We start from the raw sequence: 18,437 nt of genomic DNA on the forward strand, positions 1-18,437 counted from the left end.
AGAGCGAAGCGATCTGCACGGCATCGTCCGGGTGTTTTCGGCATACGGTGGAAACCAGCGGCAGCGGACGTTGAGAACTCACCCAAAAGACGCGATTCGACCGAAGCGATTCTTCTTGACTTGGTCTCAATGTGATACGACATGCGCCACTACCTGCGCGGTCTAGCGGCCCTGATCGAAGAGGGTCACACCGATGAGGCACTCGAGCGCATCGACGCGCTCTGCGAGACCAACGACCGCACCGCCGTGCGCCGCTACTGCGCCAACGAAACGGTCAACATTGCGCTCTCGTCGCTTTCCGCGGACATCAACGCGCACGGCATCACCGCCGACCTGCACGCCGCCGTGCCCGAAACCGTCCACGTGGGCGATGTCGATCTATTCAGTGTGGTATCGAACGCCCTGGACAATGCCATCGCCGCGGCGAGCGCCGCCCCCGAAGGCAAGCGGTTTGTCGACCTGGACCTTCGCTACGAAGACGGTCAGCTTCTATTGCTGGTTTCCAACACGTTTGGCCGTGCGCCGCACATGGTCGACGGCATGCCCGTGACTCAGCACACTGGGCACGGCTTTGGCACCAAGAGCATTATGCTTGCCGTCGAGCGCATGAACGGCAACTGCCAGTTCCGCATTAACGGCGACCGGTTTGAGCTGCGCGCCGTGATGTAGGGGCTGCCGCCAACCTCGCTACAGCGGTGCAGCCGCCGGGGTCAGCTGCTTAATGTAGGCCCACATGCGCTGCTTGGCGGCCTTGTCGGTGAGCGCCGCCTCAAAACCGTCGAGCGCCAGCACGCGGCGCCCCTGCACATGGGCGACCAGGCCGGGCTTGAGCATGGCGGTGTCAAAGTCATCAATTGCCACAAGCATATCGGCATAGGTCTCGCGCATGACATCGGCCGCGCTGTTATCGAGCAGCAGCACCGCCTCGGGATCCAGAGCCTCAAGCGCCTCGCGGAACAGCTCGCACGGCAGAGTCTCGCCCACCGCGACCGCTCCGTCACCTGTGCCGGCGACGCTTGCCAGCACGCAAAAATCCTCGGGCGCGTAGCCGATGGCCCCAAGCGCCTTGCGCAGCGCAGCACCGTCCGGACCGGCAGCCAGCTCGCCGCCCGAACGCTCGGCCTCGTCCAAATCGCCTTTGACCAGCACGATCGGCGAGCACGCGTTACCCACGATGCGCACGCCACGGACCGCAAGCGATGTGAGCTCCTGCTCGGCCGCCTGGGCGATGGCTTCTTTTTTCTGGCTTTGTGACGTGGACATGCGCTCTCCAATCGTTTGCGTGCCCACCATTATATAAAAGAGCTGCCCGCGAGTGGTTGCTTTGCGGGCGGCTGGGTATAAGCACGGTCGTACTGAGTTTTACGCGGCCGAGCCGCGTCGTATTATGGAGGTCACCATGGCTGACATTAAGCAGATTACCCCCGAGAACTTCGATTCCATCGTTAACGACAGCCTGCCCGTGCTGGTCGATTTTTGGGCGCCCTGGTGCGGGCCCTGCCGATCGCTCTCGCCCATCGTGGACGAGGTAGCCGATGAGCTGGCGGGCAAGCTTGCCGTTGCCAAATGCAACGTCGACGACAACCAGGACCTGGCCATGAAGTATGGCGTCATGAGCATCCCCACGCTGATTGTGTTTAAGAACGGCGAGGAGATTGACCGCTCGGTTGGCGCTCTGCCCAAGGCGAGGCTGCAGGCGCTGCTGGAGAAGCATCTGTAATACGCTTGTTACTTGCCCGCCGTCCATGAGCGGTTTTGCACCGCTCGCCGGACTGCCGGGTGCGGCGCGTGCGACCACGGATAGTATGGTAGTTACAAACAGCCCCCAGTGAACGGGTGCGAGTCACACAGACTCGTACCCGTTTTCTTATGCAGCAGCGCATAGAGCGAGCGTAGTAAAATCTGAACCACTGAACTGCCCCATACAAAAGGAGATTTTCCATGCATGATGTTGGAATGAACATGAGCCAGCTTGCCATGAGCGTCAAGCAGGTCGACGACACCATCGAGCTCGCTCACGAGTGGAGCCATCAGCTGCTGCATGCGACCGAGAATTTTGACATGGAGCGCATCGGCGCCAAGCTCGAGGCAGCCATGGCCGCGCTGCACGAGGCCCACGACGCACTCGAGGGCTACGAAGAGGCCATCGAGGCCGACCACAACTCCGTCGGCTCCGTGAAGCTGGTGTAACGTGGCCGAGCACGAGCACGCGCACAATCACGGTGCGGACGACGATGCAAGCTGCCGCTACAGCGGCTCCAGCTCCGAGCTGGTCCGCTTTTCGGTCACCGCGCCCGACGACCTGCTGCGCCGCTTTGACGAGCAGATCGCGCGCCGCGGTGACGTGGCTAACCGATCCGAGGCCGTACGCGATCTGATTCGCGCCTCGATCGCCAAGGAGCAGATGCGCACGCCCGACGAGCAGGTCATCGGTTCGCTCACCATGATCTATGACCACCATACCGGCGATCTGACGCGCCGTCTGGACGAGGTGCAGCACGACTACACCGACGAGATTGTCTCGACCATGCACGTGCATCTGGACCACCACAACTGCCTGGAGATTCTGGCGCTCAAGGGTCGCGGCAAACGCGTCTATGAGCTAGCGGACCGGTTGCTGGGACTGCGCGGCGTTAAGCACGGCGAGCTCACCTGCGCCGCCACCAAGCAGAGCCTGGGGCTGTAGCGGGATTTCCCGCAGCGCACCTGCCAAAAAGGGACAGGTTTGTTTTGGCAGGTTTAGAAGTTTTACCGACCAAAATAAACCTGTCCCTTTTTGGTCGGTTTTGACGAGGGGAAGCCACATGCGGCATGTGCATATTCATGTGACGGGCATTGTGCAGGGCGTTGGCATGCGGCCATTTGTGTATCGCGAGGCTATGGCGCATGGCATCTGTGGCTGGGTGCTCAACGCGGGCGATGGCGTACACATCGAGGCGCATGCTTTGAGCGAGGCGCTCGACGAATTTGTCACCGCGCTGTCGGAGCACGCGCCGGCCGCAGCCCGCGTTGAGCATGTCGCTGTTGCAGACCTGGAGCCCGACGCTTGGGATGCCGACGATGAGCAGGTCTTTCGTATTGTAGCGTCACAGGATCAGACCGTGCACACGACGCTCATCTCCCCCGATATCGCCACCTGTGACGACTGCCTGCGCGAACTGTTCGACCCCGCCGACCGTCGCTATCACTACCCCTTTATCAACTGCACCAACTGCGGGCCGCGCTTTACCATCATCCGGTCGCTGCCTTATGACCGAGCGGCCACGTCGATGGATTGCTTTCCTATGTGCCCCGAGTGCGCTGCAGAGTATGGCGACCCGCTTGACCGGCGCTTTCATGCGCAGCCCGATGCCTGCTTTGACTGCGGGCCACATATTACCTGGCGCGAGGCGGCGGGCGACATGGAGCTCGAGGGCTCGGGGGCGATGCCGGCCGTCGGCAGCACGCGCGAAACCAGCGATGCCATTATTGACCGCTGTGTCGAGCTGCTGGCCAGCGGCGGTATTGTCGCCATCAAGGGGCTGGGCGGATTCCATCTGGCCTGCAACGCCGCCAATGAGCAGGCGGTGGTCGAGCTGCGCCGTCGCAAGCGCCGCAGCAACAAGCCGCTTGCCGTTATGGTGCGCAGCCTTGCCGATACTGAACGCCTGTGCCATGTCGATGATGCCGAGCGCGACTTGCTGGCCGGCAGCATCCGCCCCATTGTGCTGCTGCGCCGCCGTGTTGTTGGCGAGGGAGATTCCCCCGACGGCCTTACACTCGCGCCATCCGTCGCGCACGATCTACCCGATCTCGGCGTCATGCTCCCCTATACACCGCTTCAGCATCTGCTGCTTGCAGCTGCCTCGTCGCATGGCATGCACGCGCTGGTCATGACCAGCGGAAACCTGAGCGAGGAACCTATCGAGACCGACGATGCCCTTGCATGGGAACATCTTGTTGCCGCCGGCATCGCCGACGCGCTACTTGGCAACGACCGTGCGATTCTCTCACGCTACGACGACTCCGTGGTACGTGTGGTCGACGGCACCGTCATGCCTGTGCGTCGCGCACGCGGATATGCGCCGCAACCGTTGTCGCTGCCGGCGCTCGACGGCACTGCACCCTGCGTGCTCGCCTGCGGGCCGCAGCAAAAAGCCACGATCGCGCTCACGCGCGAGGACGCCGACGGCCATGTGGCCTGTTTTGTGTCGCAGCATATCGGCGATGTCGAAAACGGCGCGACCTTCGATGCCTGGAGCGCCGCCCGCGCACGTCTAGAAAACCTCTTTGACCTGACGCCTGCCGCCCTGGCATGCGACATGCATCCCAACTATCTATCGAGCCAGTGGGCGCGTGAGCGGGCACGGGAGCACAGTCTGCCGCTAATCGAAATCCAGCATCATCATGCGCACATCGCGAGCGTAATGGCAGAGGCGATTGTCGCTGGCCGGATTGCGCCTGATGCACGCGTCCTCGGTATTGCCTTCGATGGTACGGGTGCCGGCACCGACGGCACCATATGGGGCGGTGAGTTTCTTATCGCCGGCCTTGCCGATTTTGAACGCGCCGCGCACCTGCGCACCTGGGCGCTGCCAGGCGGAGCCACATCCGTGCGCGATGCCCGGCGCAATGCCTTTGCCCTGCTGAGCGAGCTCGGCCTGCTCGAGCATCCGGGTGCCGCGGGGCTATTGGGCACCCTCGACGAGCAAACACGCAGCGTGACAGCCACCATGATCGAGCGCGGCATCAACAGCCCGCGTACCAGCAGCATGGGGCGTCTCTTTGATGCCGCGGCAGCGATTCTGGGCATCTGCGACAAGGCAACCTACGAAGGCGAACCCGCCATAGAACTCGAAGCCGCCGCCTGGCGCGCGCTCGACGGTAAGACCGTTCGTCTCGACGGCAATCATACGGGCGTATTCACGTCTGCCGACGACTCCCCCATCTTGGACCCCCAACCGCTCATCGAAGCTCTTCTGAATGGAATCGAGGCAGGCGCGCCGGCCGACAGGCTCGCGCTCGACTTCCATATCGCCATCGTGCGCTCTTCGGCACGAATCGCACGCGAAATCTGCGCGCGCGAAGGCCTCGATACCGTCGCGCTCTCGGGCGGTGTGTTCATGAACCGGCTTTTGCTTCAGCTCCTTACCCACGAACTCAAAGACGCCGGTCTTGCCGTCTTGGTCCCCCACGCTGTACCCGCCAACGACGGCTGCATCGCCTACGGTCAGGCCGCCATCGCTCGCGCTCGCCTCGCGCAGACGGCGTTGCGATAGGCTGTTTTGCCAGCCTGCGCGCCGCCGTCTCACAGGTGTAACGCGTTTGCTCGTGACTCCCGCGAGCGCTACCATCAACTGATGGGTAATTAGGCGCCTATCCAGCGCAAAACGTATAAAAGGGGAACATTATGTGCCTTGCCGTTCCCGGTAAAGTGGTCAAACGCGACGACGACCTTAAGGCGACCGTCGACATGATGGGCATCGAGCGCCCCGTTTCGCTGCGCCTCGTGCCGACGGCACAGGTAGGCGACTATATTCTCGTGCACGCCGGCTTTGGCATTCAGATTGTCGACGAGCAGGAAGCCCAAGAGACACTCGAGCTCGTCAATACCATGACCGAGCTGGCCAAAGAGGACCAACTCGCCACCAACCCAGCCGAGGCATACTAGTGGCGGCGGCGCAGCCGGTTCGCTCCGGTATCGACTTTTCGGCATTTCGCGACCCCAAGCTGGCCCGCGAGCTCATCGATCGTATTCATGAGCTTGTCGGCAACCGCAGCATCAACCTTATGGAAGTCTGCGGTACGCATACCGTGAGCATTGGCCGCTATGGCTTTCGCTCCATTATGCCGACGGGGCTCAAACTGCTAAGCGGCCCGGGGTGCCCCGTTTGCGTCACCGCCAACCGCGACATCGATCACGCAATCGCGCTTTCCAACATGGACGGCGCCATCATCACCACCTTTGGCGACATGATGCGCGTGCCCGGATCGTCCACCTCGCTTGCCGCGCAAAAGGCGGCGGGGCGCGACATCCGCATCGTCTACTCTCCGCTCGACGCACTCGACATTGCCAAGCAAAATCCCGAACGCCCGGTCATCTTTATGGGCGTCGGCTTTGAGACCACAACGCCCACCATTGCCGCCGCTATCCTGGAGGCCGACGCGCGCGGGCTCCAGAACTTCTCGGTCTACTGTGCTCACAAGACCACGCCGCCGGCTCTGCGTGCGATCTCCAACGACCCCGAGACGACCATCGACGGCTTTATCCTGCCTGGTCACGTCGCTACCATCACGGGCCTGGCACCCTTTAGGTTTTTGGTCGATGAGTTCGAGACCCCCGGCGTGGTCACGGGATTTGAGCCGGTCGATATCTTGCAGGGCATCAGCATGCTGGTCCAGATGGTTGTCGAGCACAGGCCCGCAATCGACAACGCCTACCGCCGCGGCGTCAACGCTGACGGCAACCCCGTGGCACGCCAGCTGGTCGAGCAGGTGTTTGAGCCGTGCGACACCACGTGGCGCGGGCTGGGACCGATTGCCAACTCGGGTCTTTCCATCCGACCCGAATTCGCGCGCTTTGATGCCGGCGCCCGCTTTGACGTGCCCATTGAGGCGACGGTCGAGCCGCGCGGGTGCCGCTGCGGCGACGTGCTGCGCGGTGCCATCACGCCGAGCGACTGCCCATTGTTTGGCCGCACCTGCACGCCCGAGCACCCCGTCGGCCCGTGCATGGTGAGCTCCGAAGGCAGCTGCGCGGCGTACTACCGCTACCGCGACTAACCCGGACGCGCCCGCATGCTGACACCACCCACGATTGGAGTTTTCGATATGTCCCGTACTGCCACCGATAGCACTGTCCTGCTGGGCCACGGCTCCGGCGGCCAGATGATGAAGCGCATTATCGATGAGGTCTTTCTGGATGCCTTTGGGTCGCCCGAGCTGCTTGCGGGCAACGATGCTGGTGTCGCCGCGCTGCCCGCAAGCGAGCGAATCGCCATGTCGACCGACAGCTTTGTGGTAACGCCGCAGTTCTTCCCCGGCGGCAATATCGGCCGCCTCGCCGTATGCGGAACCGTCAACGACGTCGCGACCTCGGGCGCTAACGTGCGCTACCTCTCATGCGGCTTTATCCTCGAAGAAGGCTATCCCATGGACAAGCTGCGCCAGATCGTGCAGACCATGGCCGAAACGGCGCGCGAGGCGGGCGTGAAGATTATCACCGGCGACACCAAGGTGGTCGAGCGTGGCGGTGCCGACGGCGTCTACATCAATACCGCCGGCGTGGGCGAGGTGCCCGCGGGCGTGGCGCTCAGCGGCGCCAACTGCCGCCCCAGCGACGTCATCCTGGTCTCAGGCACGCTAGGCGACCACGGCATCGCCATCATGAGCCAGCGCGAGGGCTTGGCGTTTTCGAGCGCGATTGAAAGCGACGCCGCACCGCTCAACCACCTGATTGCCGATGTGCTCGCCGCCGCCCCCGACACACGCTGCTTCCGCGACCCCACGCGCGGTGGCCTGGCCTCGACGCTTAACGAGTTTGCCCAGGCCAGCGATGTTGCCATGGAAGTTGACGAGGATGCCGTGCCCGTGCGCCCCGACGTGCAGGCCGCCTGCGAGATGCTCGGCTACGATGTGCTGCAGGTGGCAAACGAGGGCAAGATGGTCGCCGTGGTGCCTGCTGAGCAGGCCGATGCCGCGCTGGCCGCCATGCGCGCCGCCCGCTACGGCGAAAACGCCGCCATTATCGGTCGCGTGCTGCCGCTTGCCGAGGACGCCCGCCCCGCTGTGCGCGTGCGCACCGGCTGGGGATCGACCCGCATCCTCGACATGCTCGTGGGAGAGCAGCTGCCTAGGATTTGCTAGCGGCTGCTCTGCAAGCTGCCCAGCATCCGGCCACAATCGGCCCGCCCATTTTCACTGGGACGTTGCCCCACTCAAACTGTGGGGAGATGGAAGGGCCCTCCTGCCGAGCTAATCGGCAGGAGGGCCCTTCGCTTTGCAAGACCATACTCCTTGCAGTATTTACCTGGTAGGCAGAGGCTCGCTACGCCGCGCGGCGTTTGGTGTAGACAAACCAGCCGCCGACGGCCCCGATACCGACGATGCCCACGGCAACGCCAGCGATAGCAAAGCCGTTTGAACCCGCGTCCGCAGCCTTGTTGGCGGCGCCGGCGCTCAACACGGCGGTCTTGCCGGACGTGCCCGACTTTTTGGCGCTCTTGTCTGTCTTACCGGCGACGGAAGACTCCGTCGAATCCTTCTTGCCGGATTCAGTCTCGACCTTGGAATCACCAGCTGCCTTGGCGCCCTCGCTCGAGGAAGCACCGGCCATCTTGGCGGCCACAGGAGCCATCACGGCCGCAAAACCGCCGGTTCCGTTGCCGGCACCGCTGGCCGACCCGGTACCCAGCGTCAGAACGCCCGGCGCCACCGTGGGCTTCTGCGGGTCCTTGCTGCTCGAGCCCTTGCCCGCCGTCACGGCCGTCTTCCAGGCAATCGTCTCTCCCGAGGAGACACGATACGTCGTGAGCGCGCGGAGCGCCTGCTCGGTCGCCATGCCGTTGGCCGCGCCGCCCTTGCTGTGCGCATAGCCGTTGCCGCCGTCCACGCGGTACAGGTCCAGCGCGCAGACCACGTTGGTCACAGCATTTGCAAACCCGTTGACGGGGTTGGCCGGGTCTCGGTCGAGCGAAAGCAGCGCGAGGATCACCTGGGCATTGGCCTCGGCAGAGCCGAAGTCACAGGTACCCGCGCTCATCTTGACCTTGAGGTAGGAGAGGCCGTTCTCGATGGCAGCATCGACCTTGGTGTCGCCCGCATAGGGCGCCACGGCCTGGATCGCCATGGCCGTCAGGTCCACGTCGCCCAGCCGCGCACCTTCCACAGCGTCGCCGCTACCGAGGAGCTCACAGACGGCGTCCACGAGGCTCGCGCGCGTCCAGGCGGAACCGGCGGGTGCATCCGAGCCGCTCGCATTGAGCGCCATCAGCGCGAAGATTTTCTCGTTGGCGCGCATCATATCGGTGCGACTGCAAATGAGCTCGACCAGGTTGACGCCGTCATAGTCGGTGATGTCCTCGCCGATGGCGGAGAGAGCCAGCGCCACACGCTCGGTCTCGGTCAGAGCGCAGGTCGCGCTCCCCCACTCGGCCTTGTGCTCGGCCAGCGAGGCATGGTAATTGTCGAGCAGCCCGGAATCGATCGTGCGGCCCGCCTTGGCAAAGTCGTAAATCTCCCACTCGTCGCCGTACTGGAAGGCGTCAGAGCTGCGGTGTGCGTCGATGAACGCAGCAGCAGCATCGATGCCCGCCGAGGCGGACTCACTCGTAGCGGGGCTCGCGGCCACGCCGGCCACGGTGATGGTAAGTGTCACGGGCTCGGCGCCGGCGGTCGCGTCTACCGGCGTACCCGTCGCGATCACCGTGCCGGCCGAAAGCGCCGTCACCGTGTAGTCACTCGAGGCCACGTACAGGCCGTCATCGGGAGCGCCGTCAACGTGCTTCCAGGCACCCTTCTCGTTGCGGTCGATGCCCACGATACCCGAGGCGTCCTTGCCGTCGAGTGTCTTGAACGTCCAAGTGAGGCCGGGTTCGGTCACGCTCCAGCCGTCCGCGTCGTTCTTGCCGGTAAAGGCCAGGTCGAGCTTTTGCGCCGAGCCGGCCTTGAGGTAGAGGCTGTCCGTGCCGGCCGTCACGCTGGCAAGCGGATTTTGGTAAGCATAAGTCACGTCGCACGACGCGCTGATGACCTTGCCATCGGCGTCCGTGTCGGGCAGCGTCGCGGTAAACGTGGTGGTGCCAGCCTTGTACGCCGTGTAGCCGATCTCGCCCGCGGTGGTGTAGGCCGCCACGGCAGGATCGCTGCTCGTCACGGTAAAGTTGTCGCGGTTGGTGGCGTTGTCGGGCACCACCACCGGGCGTGCGTGATCGGTCAAAAACGCGCCGCGCTCGGAGAGTGGGCTGCGGCCCTGCAGGTAGACGGTGGCGCCGTCCTCGTTATAGCCCATCGAGATGGACGTGGCGGCCACGGCTTCTGACGTCAGCGTCACGCTCTTGGAGCCGGCGCCCGCAGATGCGGCGTCGCGCGGGGTAACGGTGATCGTGGCACTGCCGGCATGCTTGAAGTAAAAGCAGGCCGAGTAGTCGTTGCTGTAGATGGTCGTAGGATCGCTCGAGGCAAAGTGGAAGCGGCTGAACGAGACGGGCACGTACTCGCCCTTATCGGCGTCGACGTAATGCACGCGAATCTCGAGGTTGCGCACCTCGGAGCCCTGGACGGTAGCCGCACCATCGGTCACGTTGCTCACGGTGCCGTCGGAGGCACGATACCACAGCTCAAAGTCGTCGAACTGCTTGGCCTTGGCCTTGATCTTGATGGTAGCCACGGTCTGCTCGGAGCCATCGACCTTGCGCTCGGTGGCGGTCACCGTGCCGGTAGCGTTGTCGTAGACGTAGAGCTCTCCCGTGGACTCGTTGATGCCGATGTTGCCGCGGTTGGCGTCATCGGTGCCCTAGGTGATGGTGCTCGTGGCCGGGACGCCCTTAAGTGCAAAGACGCCAAGTTTGCGGTAGGCGTCCACAGCATCAGGCGAAACCTCGAGCATATGGCCGGCAACCGTCTGGCTGGTGCCGTCGTTGGCCGTGAAGCTCACGGTGTAGGCGTCGTCGGGCGCGGTGTCCTCGGGCGCCTGGTAGCTGTTGCCCGAGCCAAAGACCGGCGTGCCACTTTTATCGATACCCCAGCTGCTGCCGTTGGCGCCGCAGTTGGCGTTGATAAGATCGGCGAAGGCATCGGTGGCCATGTCGGCGGGGTCGACGGCATAGGAGTTGACGAGTGCCGAGGCGGGAGCGTCCATCTTGTTGGTGAGGAATGCGCCCCAGTAGGTGTTAACGAGCTGGCCCGCGCTATAGGTCGCGAACAGCGCGCCCGCTGTGCCCTCGGAGGTCGACACGCAGTTGGACACGATGCCGCCGTCGAGCGTACGCGCAAAGCCCGCAACGCCCTTGCCGGTCACACTCGTGGAGCAGTTGAGCACGGCACCCTGAACCTTGTTGCCCAGGGGGCCGAACGCCTTGCCGTCCGTCGCCTGCTTGAGTTCACCGGAAAACGAGATGTTCTGCACCACGCCCGTAGAGGCAACGCCGTCCATGAGCGACTTCACGCCGCCACCGTTGGCGAAGGTGATGGTGTGGCCCTGGCCGTCGAGCGTGCCCGCGAGCATGCCCATGGGGGCAAAGAACCAGCTGTCATCGATGGTGATGTCGTTGTCGAGCACGTAGTAGGCGTCGGCGTCGGCGGGCTTGAACTTGTTTTCGAGGTCGCTCTGCGAGCTCAGGCGCACTACGTTCTGCGGCCGAGCCACGGGCTCGGTGGGCTTGGGCTTCTCGAGTGCGGCAATGGCATCGGTAAGCGTCTTGGTTGCAGCGTTGACCTCGGCCTGCTTGGCGTCATCGTTTGCGTAGACGTCTTGAGCGCTCACAAGGGCCTCGGCGAGCTTCGACCAGCTCTCGGCCGTGTAGTCGTTCTCGACCTTGGCGCTGGCGTCGTCGATGGCGGCCTTGAGGGCATCTTTGTTCACGACGACCACGGCGCTGCCCGAAACCAGCACGGGCAAACCGCCCCGTGCAGACCAGCTAAAGCCGGTGGCGGGGGCGTCGGTGTTGAGTTTGTCGACCGAGGCCTGGGTCTTGAGCTCGTCGGTCGAGATTTTGGTGCCGAAGGAAGAATCATTGCCAAAACCGCAAGCCTGGTCGCCCGCGGTGAAGAGGTTGTTGACCATAGCACCGGAGCTATACCGGCAAACGAGACCATGAGCGAAAAAGCCCGACATCGATCCGGAAACATAGGAGTTGATTACAGACCCACCGTTGAGCGTTCCCACCAGGCCACCGTAATCGGCCCAAGAGCCGCCATCGCTCAAAGCGACCGTCGACCAGCACATCTGCACGGTTCCCGAGCAATTGATCGCAAGGGCGCCCTCATAATCGCCCATGGTTGCCCGGCCCGTCACGCCCAGATTCTGCACTGTACCGGTCACGCTCTTCGCCAACGCCTTGCCGTTGAGCACGATGCTATGGCCCCGGCCATCGAGCGTACCGGCCACGGTCTCGATCTGTTGGTCAGCCTCAAGGCTGATATTCGCCGCGAGCTTCACGACAGCCCCGGCCTCGATGGTGGCAGGCAACTCATCGGCAGAAGAGACCGTCACCGTCTCGCCGGCCTTGGCGACACGCACGTCACGTGCCTGCTGAACATCGGCGTCGTCATCGTCGACGTTCACCGCGGCGGCGTTCTGCCCGTCCGCACTCAGCATGGCGGCAAGCCCCTCATCGGCAGACGGAGCAACGTCGGATCTTGCCTCGTCCGCCGACGCCTCGGCGCCTTCAGCACCCGTCTGCTCGTCCGCAGTGAAACCCGACTCGTCGGCGTTCTCGGCAGTATCCGCCTGCTGCGAGGCCTGGGCCTGCGCCTGCACAGCGATCTCTGCCACGCCCTCGGCAAATGCCGACGTACCCGGCATCGACCAGACGAGTAGCACCGAGAAAGCAGCGGCTCCCAGGCGCTTGAGCATAATGTTGTTTCGCGTCACCCGTTCTCCTTCTTTCGCGAACCTGCAATAGAGCCGTGGCGAAGAAGGCGGGGCAGGCGATGCCCCGGCAGCACAAAAGCGCACGCCAGCCACCCTATCAGCAGCAAAACGCACGCTCAGCAGCACCCCTTGTAGACCGGAATCCAGCGGCAAGCAGAGAGGCCCTCGGTTTCGAGAAGAGCGCGGGCAGGTAATCTGGCTCGCGGGCGCGCCCGCACACAGTAACCGCCTTGCTCGGGATTCTCACCCGATTCCCCTTTATGCGCTCGCGCGCACCCGTGCTCCGGCTTCTATTTTTTAACGGAGGAAGTGTACGTTACCGCAGGTAAATCGGTCAATGCACTACACAAAAACCGCCATATCCGAGCCATATGGCTCCCGGATAACCGCCTATAGGCAACCTCTATCGCCACCAGGCCGCTGACGAACCAAACCCGCCCACAAGATTGAGTGGCCCGAATGCCCCCGCGGGACTTTTGACCCGCCCATTCCCGGCTGGGCGGCACGCGCTATTATGGTTGCCGTTTGCGTGAGCTATATAGATGGGAGCGTACCTATGGCAGCTTTTTCCACCGTGATCTTTGACCTTGACGGCACCATCCTCAACACGCTCGAGGACCTGGCGGCCGCCGGCAACCATACCTGCAAGATGCACGGCTGGCCCACGTTTGCCGTCGACGAGTACCGCTACAAGGTGGGAAACGGCATGCTCAAGCTGGTTGAGCGCTTTATGCCCGCCGAGTATGCGGGCGACGGCCGTATGTTTGAGCAAACGCTTGCCGAGTTTAGAGCTTATTACGGCGAGCACAAGGAGGACCACACCTCACCCTACGCCGGCACGATTGAGATGCTCGACCGTCTGCGCGCAGCGGGCGTTCAGCTTGCCGTGCTCACCAACAAGGATCATATTTCGGCAGCCCCGCTTATCGAGAAATATTTTGGCCCCGATCGCTTTGCGCTGGTACAGGGCCGTGTGGACGCATTTCCGCCCAAGCCCGAAGCACCCGTCACGTTGCATGTGATGAAAGAGCTGGGCGCCGATCCGGCAACCACGCTCTATGTGGGCGATTCGAATGTCGATGTTCTGACCGGCCACAACGCCGGCCTTAAGAGCGCGGGCGTCAGCTGGGGCTTCCGCGGCCGCGCAGAGCTGGAAGCCGCCGGCGCCGACTGCGTGGTAGACACCCAGAACGAACTCGCCGAGCTAATCTTGGGCGAGTAACGAAGCTGACGCGCTGCTCGGTCGCGGCGATGCTGCCGTGCGGAAAATGCGTCCCGTTTTGATGCCTCAAACTGGGACGCATTTTCCGGTTGAGCCCCATCGGGGAAACGGCATCCCGTTTCAGAGCAATATTCCGGGTCGCGGTTTCCGCAACCCACCCCATCCGGAAACCGCGACCCATTATTCGGCCAAAAACCGGGTCGCATTTTCCCGACCACTCGATGCAACGTCGGCACAAGGAGTGTCCCCAACTGCCGGCAGAAAAGGAACGTCCCCAACTGCCACCTTCCAGCAACGAGAACGCCGCAGGTAGAGGACGGACAGCGAAAGCCCGCCAGAGCGAGCAAGGTGCCTTGAAACAAGGCGGCATTGACCTTCTGGTCATGCCGCCGAAGTTGAAAGGCAGATTGCCGCTCTGGCGGGCTTGCAGCGTCGAGCCGTTACGCGGTTTGGCAAAACCGCGTAACAAACTAGCTCATCATCGCATTCATCATCTCGGTGGTTGCGGAATCGTCGGCAGACCACTCGTTATCCTCGTTGGCGGAATACTTAAAGGTGACCTTGGTGTCCTTGGTCTTAGCGGCCTTGGTCACGTCGACCATCACCTGGCCGGCCATCTTGTACAGGTCGTCCTCGGAAGGCATCGTATCGAGTGCGGCGACCTTCTCCTGATACTGGGTGGCGAAATCTTCGACGATCTTATTCATGGACTTGCAGGTGATGGTAACCTCGGCGGTCGCGGTGCCCTTGTCCTCATCGACCGTCACATCGCCGATCTTGTAATCAAAACCCTCGAGATAGCTCTTGGCGTACTCCTTGGGATCGATGCCCAGTTGCTCAAACTCGTCGCCCGAAGCCTCTTCCAGACCGGCAAGGAAGTCATCGCCGCCGTTCTTGATCTCGTCAAACTGGCTCGTAAGGTCGTTGGTGATGAGCTCCTCCACCGAAGGCCCTCCGCAGCCGGAAAGCAAAACCACGCACGCGACCAGGGCAGCCATCAGGGGCGCAAGCAGCAGCTTCTTTTTCATGACATTCCTCCAAACAAGCGGCGCCGCGTTCCCTGCGCAGCGCACGTCGTAACAGCAAGTCCATATTAGCAGCCCGGCCCAACCCTCTGCGTCGCAAAAGCGCAGGCGGCTCAATTTGACGAACGAATGGCCCATAAAGCAAGCCCCTCTGCAATAAAATGCGCCTGCTTGGCCCATTAAAAAAGGGTGGCCGGATAATCCGACCACCCTTGTGCATCTTCTGGATGCCGCAGACTACTTGCGGACGACCTTAACGATGGCGTCACCGGCGGCAACGGCAGACTCGGCCTCGACGGCGAGCTCGACATCGGCAAACTCGGCGGTGTTGGACACGGCCACGACGACGCAGTCCTTGTAGCCGGCAGCGGCGATCTTGGCGCGGTCAATCTTAAGTATGGGCTGGCCGGCCTTAACGACATCGTCGGCCTTGACGAAGCCCTCGAAGCCGTCGCCGTTCATGTTGACGGTATCGACGCCAACGTGCACCAGGACCTCGATGCCACTATCGGACTGCAGGCCCACGGCGTGACCCATGGTGACGGTCACCTTGCCGTCGCAGGGAGCGTAGACCAGATCGTCCTCGGGCCACACGGCGCAGCCCTTGCCCAGAACCTCGCCACCAAAGACGGGATCGGGCACGTCGGCCATCTTGATGACCTTGCCCTTGACGGGCGAGCACAGCACGTCGGCGCCGGCAGAAGCAGAGATGGAGGCAGGAGCAGCGGCAGCCGCGGGCTCAGCCTTCTTCTTGAACATATCAAACAGACCCATGCGTTTTCTCCTCTTGATTAAGCGCAACGTTATGCGCATGCCTATGGTGATTATAGTGCCAAATGGTTCAAATGCTAAGGTGGGGACTCGAATCGCGAGCCCATCCCAAGGCTATTCCCCAGCGGCACTCATATTGTCGATTACTCCAGGCCCTCGGCGCCGTTGGACTTGATGATCTTCTGGTAGGCGTAGAAGCTGTCCTTGCGGCGGCGCTCGTAGGTACCGGTGCCGTCATCGTACTTATCGACGTGGATAAAGCCGTAGCGCTTGCGCATCTCGCCGGTGCCGGCGGACACCAGGTCGATGGGGCCCCACCAGGTGTAGGCGATCAAGTCGACGCCGTCGGCAATGGCCTCGCCCATGGCTTTGATGTGGCCGCGCAGGTAGGCAATGCGGTACGGGTCGTGGATGGAGCCGTCCTCCTCGACCTCGTCGTAGGCGCCCATGCCGTTCTCGACCACCATCAGCGGAATCTCATAGCGGGCGTAAATCTCGTTGAGGGCGATGCGCAGACCCAGCGGATCGATCTGCCAGCCCCAGTCGGTGGACTCCAGATAGGGGTTCTTGCCGCCAAAGGTCATGTTGCCCTCGGTCATCTCGTGGTCCTTGTGGGTGCCCACGGTGCCGGACATGTAGTAGCTAAAGGTGTAGAAATCAACCTTGCCGTCGGCGATATCCTGCAGGTCGCCGTCCTCCATCACGAGCTCAACGTCGTTCTCGGCCCAGAAGCGCTTGGCATAGAACGGGTACTTGCCGCGCACCTGCACGTCGGAGCAGTACCAGTTCATGGTATTCATCTCCTGCTGTGTGGCGAACACGTCGGCCGGATCGCACGTGGCGGCATAGGACAGGATGAAGCAGTCCATGTTGCCCATCTTAAACTGCGGGTAGTGCTCGTGGGCGTAGCGCACGACGCGGCCGCTGGCAACAAACTGGTGATGCAGCGCCTGCATACGCTCCTGCGGCGTAGTGTGGACCGCCGAAGCCGGGCCCTCAAAGCCCTGGATCATGCTGGTCTCAAAGAGGTTGCCCATGTCCTGGGTACCGCAGTTGATCTCGTTGAAGGTGAGCCAGAACTTGACCTTGTCCTGGTAACGGTCGAAGACGGTCTGGCAGTACTTCTCAAAGAAGCCGATGAGCTCGCGGCTCGCCCAGCCGTTGTATTTCTCGACCAGGTGATAGGGCATCTCGTAGTGCGAGAGGGTCACGAGCGGCTCGATATTGTGAGCGCGCAGGCAGTCGAAAACGCGGTCGTAGAAGGCAAGGCCGGCCTCGTTGGGTTCAGCGTCATCGCCGTTGGGGAAGATACGGCTCCAAGAGATGGACATGCGGAACATGGTAAAGCCTATCTCGGCGAACAGCGCGATGTCCTCCTCGTAGTGATGGTAGAAGTCGATACCGTCATGATTGGGGTAGAAGCGGTTGGGATCGATGTCGATCGTAATCTGACGCGGCTCCTTGTAGCTGCCGCCCAAGAAATGGTCGTCGACGGAAGGACCGCGGCCGTCCACGTTCCAAGCGCCCTCAAACTGGTTGGCGGCGGTGGCGCCACCCCAATAGAAGCCCTCGGGGAACTTGATGTTTGCCATGAGCATCTCCTTTGCATCGCGGGTCGATAAGCCGAGTATCGCCCACGCACGCGACAGACAGGGGCAGGGGTGCCAAACCCGACACTTCTTTTCGCAGACGCGCGCTGCAACAGCGCTGCAGCTGAAACTTTTTGACACCGAAGGAGCGAAGACGATCCGCTCCGCGCTTACCGGCGGTATGCCGCGGGGGTGCAGCCATACTTGTCGTGAAACTTACGGTAGAAGAAGCTCATGTTTTCATAGCCCACCGCATGCGCAGCCGCCCCGGCCGTGGCGCCGCCGCACAGAAGCTCGGCCGCACGTACCAGGCGTCGCTCCTGCACAAGCTGCCTAAAGGTCTTGCCCACATGCCGCTTGAGGAGCGCCGTCGCATAATTAGGGCTCAAGCCAAACTCCGCCGCCATCCCCTCGAGGGAGCACGCGGCGAATTCGCGATCGATATAGCCGAGCATTCCCGTCACCAGGGCAGTGGGCCCCGCCGCGCCGTCCGCCGCGCCGCGCACCAGCTCGCGCTCGTAGCAATCCATGAGCTCGGCCAAAAACAGCTGAAACAGACGCAAGACGATCTCGGGACCGTTGGGGCTCGGGTCGTACAGCTCGCAGAGCATCTCCTGCATGTAGCGCCGAATCCGACGGCTCTCGCCGCAATGAAAACGGACATGGCCCCGATGGTCCGTCTCGCTGTTGAGCGCGTTGAACAAAAACCGCGAGACCGCGCTCTCGCGCGAGAGGCTCGACTCGAGACTCCGGCGCAAAAAAGAGCGTGAAACGGTCATGCTTAGCATGATGTCGTCCTCACCAAGCGCCGCCACGGCATGCGGGCAGAGGGCGTCGAGCAAAAGCACCTCGTTGCGGCCCAGCTCGAGCCTCTCCCCCGCCACCGTTTGCGGGCAGCGTCCGCGATACACATAGCTCAGCTCCACGTAATCATGCACGTGCTCGGGAACTGCATTAAAGCGCGAGTTTTTCCTTATCGTCAGGCCACGCGGCATGCCGGGCTGGGCATAGGCAAACCCTGGCTGCCCAATCTTGCGCACTGGGCATCCGTCGATTTCGACATGCTCGGTCATAATCGACCAATCAAATGCCATGCCGTCTTTATAAGCGATCTCACTGGTGCTCAGTTCGCTGAGCCTACGCTCGAGCTCGTCGATCTCCATGGCTTGCCAATCGTTGATTTGGTCATAGTTCGTCGTGATTCAGATATTAGCAGAACGCGCCGACGCGTCCATAATCTGTGCTATGCAGCAGATCGA

16 protein-coding genes and 1 riboswitch are annotated in these 18,437 nt (G+C 62.5%); of the genes, 9 read left to right on the forward strand and 7 right to left on the reverse strand.

Annotated features, from left to right (window positions below; all coding sequences use genetic code 11):
• Window positions 1-141: 141 nt before the first annotated feature.
• Entirely contained in the window at window positions 142-669 is a 528-nt protein-coding gene (locus DW913_RS01210) for a GHKL domain-containing protein (RefSeq protein WP_117797306.1), read from the forward strand.
• Between the two features lie 18 nt (window positions 670-687).
• On the opposite strand, the gene DW913_RS01215 is transcribed toward DW913_RS01210, so the two are convergent.
• A complete protein-coding gene (locus DW913_RS01215) occupies window positions 688-1,263 on the reverse strand; it encodes a hypothetical protein (RefSeq protein ID WP_117797308.1) in 576 nt (191 codons plus the stop codon).
• A 136-nt stretch (window positions 1,264-1,399) separates the two neighbouring features.
• On the opposite strand from DW913_RS01215, the gene trxA reads away from it, so the two are divergent.
• The 7 genes from trxA to hypE all read left to right on the forward strand — a co-directional run bounded on the left by trxA (window position 1,400) and on the right by hypE (window position 7,845).
• Window positions 1,400-1,720, forward strand: a complete 321-nt coding sequence (gene trxA, locus DW913_RS01220; protein WP_055250861.1) for a thioredoxin — start codon at window positions 1,400-1,402, stop codon at window positions 1,718-1,720.
• Between the two features lie 221 nt (window positions 1,721-1,941).
• Complete coding sequence (locus tag DW913_RS01225; protein ID WP_006235225.1) at window positions 1,942-2,190, forward strand: hypothetical protein; 249 nt, start codon at window positions 1,942-1,944, stop codon at window positions 2,188-2,190.
• Between the two features lies 1 nt (window position 2,191).
• Window positions 2,192-2,686, forward strand: a complete 495-nt coding sequence (gene nikR, locus DW913_RS01230) for a nickel-responsive transcriptional regulator NikR (protein WP_117757710.1) — start codon at window positions 2,192-2,194, stop codon at window positions 2,684-2,686.
• Between the two features lie 118 nt (window positions 2,687-2,804).
• Window positions 2,805-5,258, forward strand: a complete 2,454-nt coding sequence (hypF, locus tag DW913_RS01235) for a carbamoyltransferase HypF (RefSeq protein WP_117797310.1) — start codon at window positions 2,805-2,807, stop codon at window positions 5,256-5,258.
• 131 nt (window positions 5,259-5,389) lie between these two features.
• Window positions 5,390-5,650, forward strand: a complete 261-nt coding sequence (locus tag DW913_RS01240) for a HypC/HybG/HupF family hydrogenase formation chaperone (protein WP_117757708.1) — start codon at window positions 5,390-5,392, stop codon at window positions 5,648-5,650.
• Window positions 5,650-6,762: a hydrogenase formation protein HypD gene (hypD, locus tag DW913_RS01245; RefSeq protein WP_117797312.1), complete on the forward strand. Its 1,113-nt coding sequence runs from the start codon at window positions 5,650-5,652 to the stop codon at window positions 6,760-6,762. The genes DW913_RS01240 and hypD overlap by 1 nt, the downstream gene beginning before the upstream one ends.
• 48 nt (window positions 6,763-6,810) lie before the next feature.
• Window positions 6,811-7,845: a hydrogenase expression/formation protein HypE gene (gene hypE, locus DW913_RS01250; protein WP_117797314.1), complete on the forward strand. Its 1,035-nt coding sequence runs from the start codon at window positions 6,811-6,813 to the stop codon at window positions 7,843-7,845.
• Window positions 7,846-8,026: 181 nt separating this feature from the next.
• On the opposite strand, the gene DW913_RS01255 is transcribed toward hypE, so the two are convergent.
• Together DW913_RS01255 and DW913_RS01260 are read right to left on the reverse strand one after the other, a co-directional pair.
• Entirely contained in the window at window positions 8,027-10,408 is a 2,382-nt protein-coding gene (locus DW913_RS01255) for a hypothetical protein (protein ID WP_117797316.1), read from the reverse strand.
• 84 nt (window positions 10,409-10,492) lie between these two features.
• Complete coding sequence (locus DW913_RS01260; RefSeq protein WP_117797318.1) at window positions 10,493-12,571, reverse strand: FIVAR domain-containing protein; 2,079 nt, start codon at window positions 12,569-12,571, stop codon at window positions 10,493-10,495.
• Window positions 12,572-12,738: 167 nt separating this feature from the next.
• A riboswitch (cobalamin riboswitch) is annotated at window positions 12,739-12,866 on the reverse strand.
• Window positions 12,867-13,127: 261 nt separating this feature from the next.
• Between DW913_RS01260 and DW913_RS01265 the strand changes: the two genes are divergently transcribed.
• Window positions 13,128-13,793 carry an HAD family hydrolase gene (locus tag DW913_RS01265; RefSeq protein WP_199580709.1) on the forward strand — a complete coding sequence of 222 codons (666 nt, stop codon included), beginning with the start codon at window positions 13,128-13,130 and terminating at the stop codon, window positions 13,791-13,793.
• 470 nt (window positions 13,794-14,263) lie between these two features.
• Here DW913_RS01265 and DW913_RS01270 read toward each other — a convergent pair whose 3' ends face one another.
• The 4 genes from DW913_RS01270 to DW913_RS01285 all read right to left on the reverse strand — a co-directional run bounded on the left by DW913_RS01270 (window position 14,264) and on the right by DW913_RS01285 (window position 18,341).
• Window positions 14,264-14,821, reverse strand: coding sequence for a hypothetical protein (locus tag DW913_RS01270; RefSeq protein WP_117797322.1), 558 nt, complete (start codon window positions 14,819-14,821; stop codon window positions 14,264-14,266).
• 234 nt (window positions 14,822-15,055) lie between these two features.
• Complete coding sequence (locus DW913_RS01275) at window positions 15,056-15,592, reverse strand: PTS glucose transporter subunit IIA (protein WP_022093778.1); 537 nt, start codon at window positions 15,590-15,592, stop codon at window positions 15,056-15,058.
• Between the two features lie 140 nt (window positions 15,593-15,732).
• Window positions 15,733-17,181 (reverse strand): glycoside hydrolase family 1 protein, encoded by a 1,449-nt coding sequence (locus DW913_RS01280; RefSeq protein WP_117797324.1) that lies wholly within the window; start codon window positions 17,179-17,181, stop codon window positions 15,733-15,735.
• A gap of 167 nt (window positions 17,182-17,348) precedes the next feature.
• Entirely contained in the window at window positions 17,349-18,341 is a 993-nt protein-coding gene (locus DW913_RS01285; RefSeq protein ID WP_117797326.1) for a helix-turn-helix domain-containing protein, read from the reverse strand.
• Between the last annotated feature and the right edge of the window lie 96 nt (window positions 18,342-18,437).

The organism is Collinsella sp. AM42-18AC (assembly GCF_003467965.1).
Taxonomy (GTDB): domain Bacteria; phylum Actinomycetota; class Coriobacteriia; order Coriobacteriales; family Coriobacteriaceae; genus Collinsella.